Annotated in this window: 7 protein-coding genes; 5 read left to right on the plus strand and 2 right to left on the minus strand. The window is 75.5% G+C overall.

What is annotated here, in order from left to right; all coding sequences use genetic code 11:
- The first annotated feature begins 35 nt into the window (after positions 1–35).
- From ACGF07_RS14730 to ACGF07_RS14740, 3 genes are read left to right on the plus strand one after another with little or no spacing between them, the layout of a single operon-like run.
- Complete coding sequence (locus ACGF07_RS14730; RefSeq protein WP_392898630.1) at positions 36–1,844, plus strand: beta-ketoacyl synthase N-terminal-like domain-containing protein; 1,809 nt, start codon at positions 36–38, stop codon at positions 1,842–1,844.
- Between the two features lie 2 nt (positions 1,845–1,846).
- Positions 1,847–3,145, plus strand: coding sequence for a cytochrome P450 (locus tag ACGF07_RS14735; protein WP_392898968.1), 1,299 nt, complete (start codon positions 1,847–1,849; stop codon positions 3,143–3,145).
- A gap of 58 nt (positions 3,146–3,203) precedes the next feature.
- Positions 3,204–3,899: a formyltransferase family protein gene (locus ACGF07_RS14740; RefSeq protein WP_392898633.1), complete on the plus strand. Its 696-nt coding sequence runs from the start codon at positions 3,204–3,206 to the stop codon at positions 3,897–3,899.
- 51 nt (positions 3,900–3,950) lie between these two features.
- Here ACGF07_RS14740 and ACGF07_RS14745 read toward each other — a convergent pair whose 3' ends face one another.
- Together ACGF07_RS14745 and ACGF07_RS14750 are read right to left on the minus strand one after the other, a co-directional pair.
- The gene (locus ACGF07_RS14745; protein ID WP_392898634.1) at positions 3,951–4,910 is read right to left on the minus strand and encodes an AraC family transcriptional regulator; all 960 of its coding nucleotides are present in this window, start codon (positions 4,908–4,910) and stop codon (positions 3,951–3,953) included.
- A gap of 109 nt (positions 4,911–5,019) precedes the next feature.
- Positions 5,020–5,508 carry a hypothetical protein gene (locus tag ACGF07_RS14750; protein WP_350742556.1) on the minus strand — a complete coding sequence of 163 codons (489 nt, stop codon included), beginning with the start codon at positions 5,506–5,508 and terminating at the stop codon, positions 5,020–5,022.
- 343 nt (positions 5,509–5,851) lie between these two features.
- Between ACGF07_RS14750 and ACGF07_RS14755 the strand changes: the two genes are divergently transcribed.
- Together ACGF07_RS14755 and ACGF07_RS14760 are read left to right on the plus strand one after the other, a co-directional pair.
- Positions 5,852–6,469 carry a hypothetical protein gene (locus ACGF07_RS14755; RefSeq protein ID WP_392898637.1) on the plus strand — a complete coding sequence of 206 codons (618 nt, stop codon included), beginning with the start codon at positions 5,852–5,854 and terminating at the stop codon, positions 6,467–6,469.
- A 209-nt stretch (positions 6,470–6,678) separates the two neighbouring features.
- Positions 6,679–7,749 carry a VTT domain-containing protein gene (locus ACGF07_RS14760; RefSeq protein WP_350742560.1) on the plus strand — a complete coding sequence of 357 codons (1,071 nt, stop codon included), beginning with the start codon at positions 6,679–6,681 and terminating at the stop codon, positions 7,747–7,749.
- Positions 7,750–7,878: the final 129 nt, after the last annotated feature.

Consider the following 7,878-nt stretch of genomic DNA (forward strand, 5'->3'; position numbering starts at 1 on the left):
CCTCCCCCACCCGACGCGAAGCAGGAGCCCTCCCCATGACCGACCGCCCCCAGCAGGACCCCGCGCGGGCCCCCGAGCAGGACTACGACCCGGGCGACGTGGCCGTCATCGGCATGTCGCTGCGGGCGCCCGGCGCCCGTACCAAGGAAGAGTTCTGGGACAACCTCGTCCACGGCCGGGAGTCCGTGTCGTTCCTGGCCAAGGACGACATCCACGTCGACGAGACCCTGATCCACAGCCCGTTCTACGTCCGGGCCTGCGGCCTGCTCGACACCTACGACCGGTTCGACCCGTCGGTGTTCGGGATCAGCGACCGGATGGCGGCCGCGATGACCCCGGAGAACCGGCTGTTCCTGGAGAGCGCCTGGGAGGCGCTGGAGGACGGCGGCTACGACCCCGACCGGCTCACCGCCGAGGTCGGCGTGTACGGCGCCAACAACCCGCAGACCGCCGCGCTCTACAGCTCCCCGCCGGACCGGGTGTCCGTCGGCCCCGAGGCGATCGAGGCGAGCCTCGCGTGGTCGCCGGACACCATGACCTCCAACGCGCTGTACTACCTGGGGCTCACCGGCGAGGCCGTCACCGTCGCGGCCGTCTGCGCGGGCTTCCACTACGCGGTGCACCTGGCCTGCCAGTCGCTGCTGCTCGGCCAGACCGACCTGGCGATCGCCGGCGGAGCGATGGTCCGCCTGCCGCACCCCCGCGGCCACCTGTGGGAGGAGAACCGAGTCCTGTCCAGGGACGGCCACTGCCGCCCCTTCGACGCCCGCGGCACCGGCACCTCGCTGTCCAGCGGGGTCGTGACGGTCCTGCTGAAGCCGCTGGGCCGGGCCGTCGCCGACCGCGACCACGTCTACGCCGTGGTCAAGGGTTCGGCCGTCAACAACAACGGCGTCAGCGCGATGGCGTACGGCCTGGCCCAGCCCGAGCGGCTGAGCGCCTGCATCGCCGCGGCCATGGAGGTCGGCGGCGTCACCCCGGACACCGTGTCCCTGTACGAGGCCAACGGGCTCGGCCTGCCGGTGACCGACGAGCTCGAGGTGCACGCGGCCGCCATGGCGTTCGGGAAGCAGACCGCGACCACCTCGATCGGCGGGGTCAAGGGCAACGTGGGCCACGGCGGCGTGGTGTCGGGCGGCTTCGGAGCGATCAAGGCCGCGCTGGCGCTGCACCACCGTACGCTCCCGGCGACGATCAACCTGACCGAGGTCAACCCGGACCTCGACTTCCCCGGCACGCCCTTCGTGCCGCAGCTCGAGTCGGCCGGCTGGGAGCCCGCGGCGGGCATCCGCCGGGCGGGCATCACCTCCATCGGCGGCGGCGGCTACAACGCCCACCTGCTGCTGGAGGAGGCACCGGCGCCGGCGCCGCGCGCCCCGGAGGAGCCGGGCAGGCCGCGGCTGGCCACCCTGTCCGCCCTGGACGACGACGCGCTGGCCCGGCAGCGCGCACGGCTCAAGGACCGGCTGGAAGCCGATCCCGGCCTCCGGCTCGACGACGTCTGCCACACCCTCAACCTCGGGCGCAAGGTGATGCCCCGCCGCTGGGCGGCCGTGGTCCGCACCCGCGCGGAGCTGATCGCCGCGCTCTCGGAGGACGCCCCGCGCGGCTCGGCCACCACGACCGCCGCCGCCCCGCCCGCGGACCCCGGCTCCTTCCCGCGCACCGACCGGGGGATCGTGCCGTCCGGCACGGACGCCCGGGCGCTCGCCGACCTGGCCGCCGCCTGGGTGACCGGTCACCAGGTCGACTTCGAGGCCCTGCACCTGGGGGAGGCCGGCCACCGCGTGCCGCTGCCCACCTATCCGTTCCGGCCCCGCCGGTTCTGGCGGACGGACTGGTGACCGTGCCCGGACCGGCTCCGCACCGCCCGGACGGCCCGGAGTTCCGGGACGCCCCGGACGTCCTGGACGCCCCGGACCTCGGCGACCCGGCCACCTTCGCCGACCACGACCTCGGCGGGCTCTGGCGCACCCTGCGCGACACCGCCCCGCTGCACTGGAACCCCCCGGCCGGCGGCCGCCGCGGCTTCTGGGTGCTCTCCCGCCACGAGGACATCATGGCCACCTACCGGGACGACGTGAACTTCACCTCCGAGCGCGGCAACGTGCTGGTCACGCTCCTGGAGGGCGGTGACGCCGGGGCCGGCCGGATGCTGGCCGTCACCGACGGGCACCGGCACCACGAGCTGCGCAAGATCCTCCAGCGGGTGCTCTCCCCGAGGGTGCTCGACGAGGTCGCCCGGACCGTCCGCCGGAACACCCGGCAGTGGATCCGCGAGGCGGTGGAGTCCGGCGGCTGCGACTTCGCCGAGCAGATCGCCGGCCGGATCCCGATGACCACCATCGCGAACCTGCTCGGCGTGCCCGAGCAGGACCGGGACCTCCTGCTCGGCCTGACCAAGGCCGCGCTGTCGGCCGAGGACGAGGACGTCGAGGACGTCGAGGACGTCGACTCCGCGATGGCCCGCAACGAGATCCTGATGTACTTCACCGACCTCGTCGAGGAGCGGCGGGAGGCGCCGGGTGACGACGTGATCAGCATGCTGATCGGCAGCTCCGTCGACGGGGTGCCGCTCACCGACGAGGACGTCGTGCTCAACTGCTACAGCCTGATCATCGGGGGCGACGAGACCAGCCGGCTGACGATGATCGACTGCGTCCGCACCCTCGCGGCCCACCCCGAGCAGTGGCGCCGGCTCAAGCGGGGCGAGGTCGCCGTCGACACCGCCGTGGACGAGGTGCTGCGCTGGGCCTCACCCACGATGCACTTCGGGCGCAGCGTCGTGCGGGAGACCGAACTGCACGGCGTACGGCTGCGGCCGGGCGAGGTCGTCACCCTCTGGCACGCCTCCGGCAACCGGGACGAACGGGTCTTCGCGCGCCCCGGCGTGTTCGACCTGGGCCGCACCCCCAACAAGCACCTGGCCTTCGGCTACGGTCCGCACTTCTGCGTCGGCTCGTACCTGGCCAAGGTGGAGATCGCCGAACTGCTCACCGCCCTGCGGGACTTCACCGCCGGCATCGAGCAGACCGGCGAGGCGCGGCGGATCCGGTCCACCTTCCTGACCGGCTTCTCCACCATGCCGGTGCGGTTCGTGCCCGAGCCGCGCCCCGGCACGGCTGCGCGATCACCCGCCGACTGACGCCGCCGCCGACCGACCGTCAACCGAAGCCAGCCGACCGACGACCGCAGGAGTGCGGATGAACATCTACATGTCAGGACAGGGGGCGTTCGCGGTGCAGGTCGCGGAAGCCCTCCAGGGCGAAGGGCACAAGATCGTCGGCGCGGCCGCCCCCCGGCTGCGCAAGGGGCACTCCGACGAGGGGAGGCCGATGTCCTGGGACCGCCTGCGCTCCTGGGCGTTCCCCCGGGACATCCCGTGGACGGACTCGGCCGAACTGCGCGCGCTGCACGTCCCGGACGGCGTGGACGTCATCGTCGCCGCGCACTCCCACGCCTTCCTCGGCCGCCGCACCCGCGCCCGGGCCGCCGTCGCGACCATCGGCTACCACCCGAGCCTGCTGCCGCTGCACCGCGGCCGGGACGCGGTCCGCTGGACGATCCGCGACGGCGACAAGGTGACCGGCGGCAGCGTCTACCACCTCACCGAGCGCACCGACGCCGGCCCGATCGCGGCCCAGGAGCACCTGTTCGTGCCCCCGGGCTCCACCCCGCAGAGCCTGTGGCGCGACCATCTGGCGCCGCTCGGCGTCCGCCTCCTCGTGAAGGTGGTCGCCGACCTCGCCGCCGACCGCCGAATCGAGGTCCCCCAGGACGAGGCCCTCGCGACCTGGGAACCCGCGATGGGCGCGCCCCCGCTGTTCAAGCCCGAACTCCCCGCGCTCCCCGGCACCGTCCGGGTGGACGGCCACCGGTCGGCCCTCCACGACCACTGACTCACCGGACCGGTTCCGGCGGCGGGCCCGCGGGTGACGACCTCGCCCGGCTCAGCCGTTCCGCCGGAGGGTGTCCCCCGGCGGCCGCCGGTAGGCGTCGCGGTACAGGCCCGCGAAGTAGCCGGGGTGCGCGAAACCCCACCGCATGGCGACCTCGGTCACCGTGGTGCCGGCCGGATCGGCGGCCGAGAGGTCCCGGTGCGCCGCGTCCAGCCGCACCCGGCGCAGGTGGGCGAGCGGGGTGGTGTCCAGGTGCCGGCGGAAGGCGTACTGCAGGGCCCGCGGGGTGACCCAGGCGGCCGCCGCGATGTCGGCGAGCGTGATCTCCCGCTCGGCGTTCGACTCGATGAACGCGAGCGCCCTGCGCAGCGTGGCGGGGGTGGCGTCGTTCCGGTCGGCGGGCACCGGGTCGGTGCGGGCGTCGTGGGGCAGGGCGGCGAGGGTCGCCGCCGCCAGGTGCTGGGCCGCGGTGGCGACGAGCAGGCCGTTCTCGCAGGCGGCCGGGTTGCCGAGGACGTGGTCGCGCACGTAGGCGACGACGGCGCCCAGCTGCCGGTTCGCCGCGTCGTCGACGGGGCGGGCCCCGGTCAGCCGTACCGGGCCGCGCCCCTCGGGGCCGGCGGACGAGACGGCGTCCAGCAGGTCGGTGTCGAACATGGCGATGGTGTAGCAGGCGGCGCGCACCTCCCCCTCGTAGGGGGCGTCGGGCGGGGCGACCAGGAAGGTGTCGCCCGGGCCGAACACCGTCTCCTCGCCGCCCCCGGTCCGGTCGGCGAGCGTGCCGGAGTGCATGCTGACCAGGCACACCCGGCCGAGGGCGGCGGCGTCGTACGCCATGTCGTAGCCGAAGGAGAGCCGGTCCACGCTGAGCGGCCCGACCGCCTGGCGGCTGATCCGCGCCCGGGCGTCCTCCACCGACCTGCCGATCCGCATCGGCGTGTAGGCGCTGGACAGGAACTCCTCCGTCTCCTCCAGGCTCGTGCTGTCGAAGGACAACGATTCGATCACCATCACCACCAGGCCGTCGGCGCGGCCACGTCGGCCGCGTTCCCCGTCCCGACGGTACGCGCCGCGCCGCGCCGGGCAAACCCGGCGGATCGGCCCGCAGCGGGCGCCGGTGTCAGGACCGGGGGCGGCGCAGCCGGTGCAGCACGGCGGCGGTCGCGGCACCGTAGGCCAGGTGCGGCACGATGTCGGCGGCCCAGTCGGCAGGGGTCCACTTCCGCGGATCGCTGATGCCGAGCGCGGCCAGGGGTGCGTCCGCGGCGGCCAGTGCGGCCGCGCCGGCGACGACGGCGACGACGTACGTCCCGGCCCTGCTGGCGGGCCCGGCGACCGCGCCGGTCAGCACGCCGACGCCGAGCCCCACGCCCAGTCCGGCGGCCAGCCCGAGCAGCGGCCCCAGACCGGCGACCCGGTTGGACCGTTCCTCGTCGGCGCCGGGCACGGGCAGCCCGGTCCGGTCGGCCAGTGCCTCCACGGCCTCCTGGGGGGTGTCGCTGGAGGGCCGCCCGCGGACGGCCATGTCGAGGTAGGTGACGGCGTTGAGGGCGGTGGTGCCGGCCGCGCCGGCGGCGAGGCCCTCCAGTGCCCGGGTGCGGACGGTCATGGCGCCACCTCCCGGCATGGCAGCCGCCGCGGGGGCCGACGCCGCGCGGCGGCGGACATCCGGACGGATTTCCGAGCGGGTGTTCGAGCCGGTCTCCGGGCAGGCGTCTGGGCAGGTGTCTGGGGGTTCATCGGTCCGGTCCTCCCCACGGAGCGGGCGGCGATCGGACGACCGCCGCCAGCGCGCCTTGCCGGTTCCCGGCGGACCATGCGCGCGGAAGGATTTCGTTTCCACGGCTGCGCGGAACGGCCGTTTCGTTCCGGGAGCTGTGCCCTGGGTCCGCGGTGGCCCACCGTGGGAGCAGCACCCACCCGGGGTGCCCTGGTCCGCCGGGAGGGCTGCCATGACCTCGCACACGCCGCACACACCGCACTCGCCGCACACCCCGCGCTCGCCGCACCTGCGGCCGCCGCCCCGCGAGCCGCGCCCGGACACGGTGTCCGGTGAGGGGATGAGCGCTCAGGTCGCGGACCTCGCCGCGGAGGCCGAGCGGCAGGTCCGCGAGGGGTTGTGGGACTTCGCCCCGCAGGACCAGGCCCTGGCCCGGAAGACCGCCGACGGCCTGGCGGAGGCGGTGGGCTCCGCCGCCGATCAGGAGCGGTTGCCGGTCATCGAACGCCTGGAGGACCTCCGCGAGGCCCTCGCCGTCCTGGCCATCGGCCTCGCCCGCACCCACGGCCGGCTGGCCTGGTTCCTCGCCCGGGCGAGCACCGTCCTCGCCCCGGTCCTGCACTGGCGGGCGCTGCCCGCCGACCGGCGGCACTCCTTCGGCACCGTGGTGCCGACCCCTCATGAACTCGCCGACGCCGAAGGCGCGGTGCGACGGCTGCACACCGTCCTCGCCCGTACCGACGCGGTCGCCATCGGGCCGCAGCGGGGGCTGGAGACGGCCCCGGACGCGAGCACGGGCCCGCACACCCCGGACCGGGGGCAGGCCGTCCCGGAGCCCGGCCGGGGCTGACGCCCGGGGCGCGGCGCCGGCGCACGCTCGGCGCCCACGCCAGCGCGGTGCCCACGCCAGCGTGGTGCCCCCGCAGGCCCGGTGCCCACGACGCCGCCCGGGTGCGGCGTCCCGGCAGCCGGCCGGCCCCGGGCACGGCGGAGGCCCGGCTCCGGGGCGAGCGTTACATTGGGGCGGAAAGGGCCGCCGATCCCCGCGAGGTGTGGCCGATGCACGCGATCACCGACTGGCTGGACGGCCTGTCGGGCCCGGTCGTGTACGTAGTCATCGGCGCCCTGGTCTTCACCGAGGACGCCCTGTTCTTCAGCTTCTTCATCCCCGGCGAGACCGCCGCCGTCCTCGGCGGCTTCCTCGCCGACCGGGGCCGGGCCTCGATCGGCTGGATGGTCCTGGTGGTGGTCTGCGCGGCCGTCCTCGGGGACTCCGCCGGCTACGAGATCGGCCGCCACCTCGGCCCGGCGATCCTGCGCACCCGTCCGCTGCGACGCCACGACGAGCAGGTGGACAAGGCGCGCGACCTGATCCGCCGCCGCGGGCCGGCCGCCGTCTTCTTCGGCCGCTTCGTCGCCTTCTTCCGCCCGCTGATGCCGTCGCTGGCCGGCATCTCCCGCATGCCGTACCGCCGCTTCCTGCTCTACAACGCCCTCGGCGGCCTGGCCTGGGGCGTCGGCTTCACCCTTCTGGGCTACTTCGCCGGAGCCGCCTACACCAGGGTCGAGGGCACCGTCGGCCGGGTCACCGCCATCGTGATCGCCGCCCTGGTGGTGATCGCACTCCTGGTCTGGTACGTGCGCCGGCACCGCTCGCACGCCCGCGGGGCGTCCGACGGCGACCGGCGGGGCGGGGCCCGGCGGCGCGGCCCGGCCCGGCGGCGCGGCACCGGGCTCCGGGTTACGGTCGCAGGGCCGAGGTGTCCCCGTCGGCACCGTTCTGCCGACGCCGGCCCCGAAAACCCGGTTCGGACGGGGCTTTCGGGGCACCCGTCTGATGTCCCCGCCGCTGACGCCTCGGAAAGGGAGGAAGCAGCCATGACCACGCGCGACGACGACAACGGGACCCAGCCGGACGAGGCCGCCCAGGAGCGGTCCGCCGAGGAACGTTCGATCACCGCGCCCACTCCGGCCGATGTCCGGAGGAAGGCGGAGGGAGGGGCGGGAGCCCGGGAGCGCTCCGCCGAGGAACGCTCGATCACGGCCCCGACCCCGGCCGACGTCCGACGCAAGGGTGAGACCGACGACGAGGGCCCGCAGCCGCCCGGAGCGGACGCCGTGGCGCCCTGACCCGGAACCGCCGCGGGGCGGCCCCCCCCCCCCGGCCCGGGGGGGGGGGGGGCCGCCGCCCCGGAAACCGGCCCGGGGCCGCGGGGGCCCCGCGCCGGGGGCGCGCCCCCCCCCACCCCGTGCGGGTGG

The sequence above is a fragment of the Kitasatospora sp. NPDC048194 genome (assembly GCF_043202455.1).
GTDB lineage: Bacteria > Actinomycetota > Actinomycetes > Streptomycetales > Streptomycetaceae > Kitasatospora.

Excerpts from the sequence above, each read along its gene's own strand:
- ACGF07_RS14760 (WP_350742560.1), top strand. The coding sequence starts at position 6,679 with ATGCACGCGATCACCGACTGGCTGGACGGCCTGTCGGGCCCGGTCGTG.
- ACGF07_RS14750 (WP_350742556.1), bottom strand. The coding sequence starts at position 5,508 with ATGACCGTCCGCACCCGGGCACTGGAGGGCCTCGCCGCCGGCGCGGCC.
- ACGF07_RS14755 (WP_392898637.1), top strand. The coding sequence starts at position 5,852 with ATGACCTCGCACACGCCGCACACACCGCACTCGCCGCACACCCCGCGC.
- ACGF07_RS14745 (WP_392898634.1), bottom strand. The coding sequence starts at position 4,910 with ATGGTGATCGAATCGTTGTCCTTCGACAGCACGAGCCTGGAGGAGACG.
- ACGF07_RS14730 (WP_392898630.1), top strand. The coding sequence starts at position 36 with ATGACCGACCGCCCCCAGCAGGACCCCGCGCGGGCCCCCGAGCAGGAC.
- ACGF07_RS14740 (WP_392898633.1), top strand. The coding sequence starts at position 3,204 with ATGAACATCTACATGTCAGGACAGGGGGCGTTCGCGGTGCAGGTCGCG.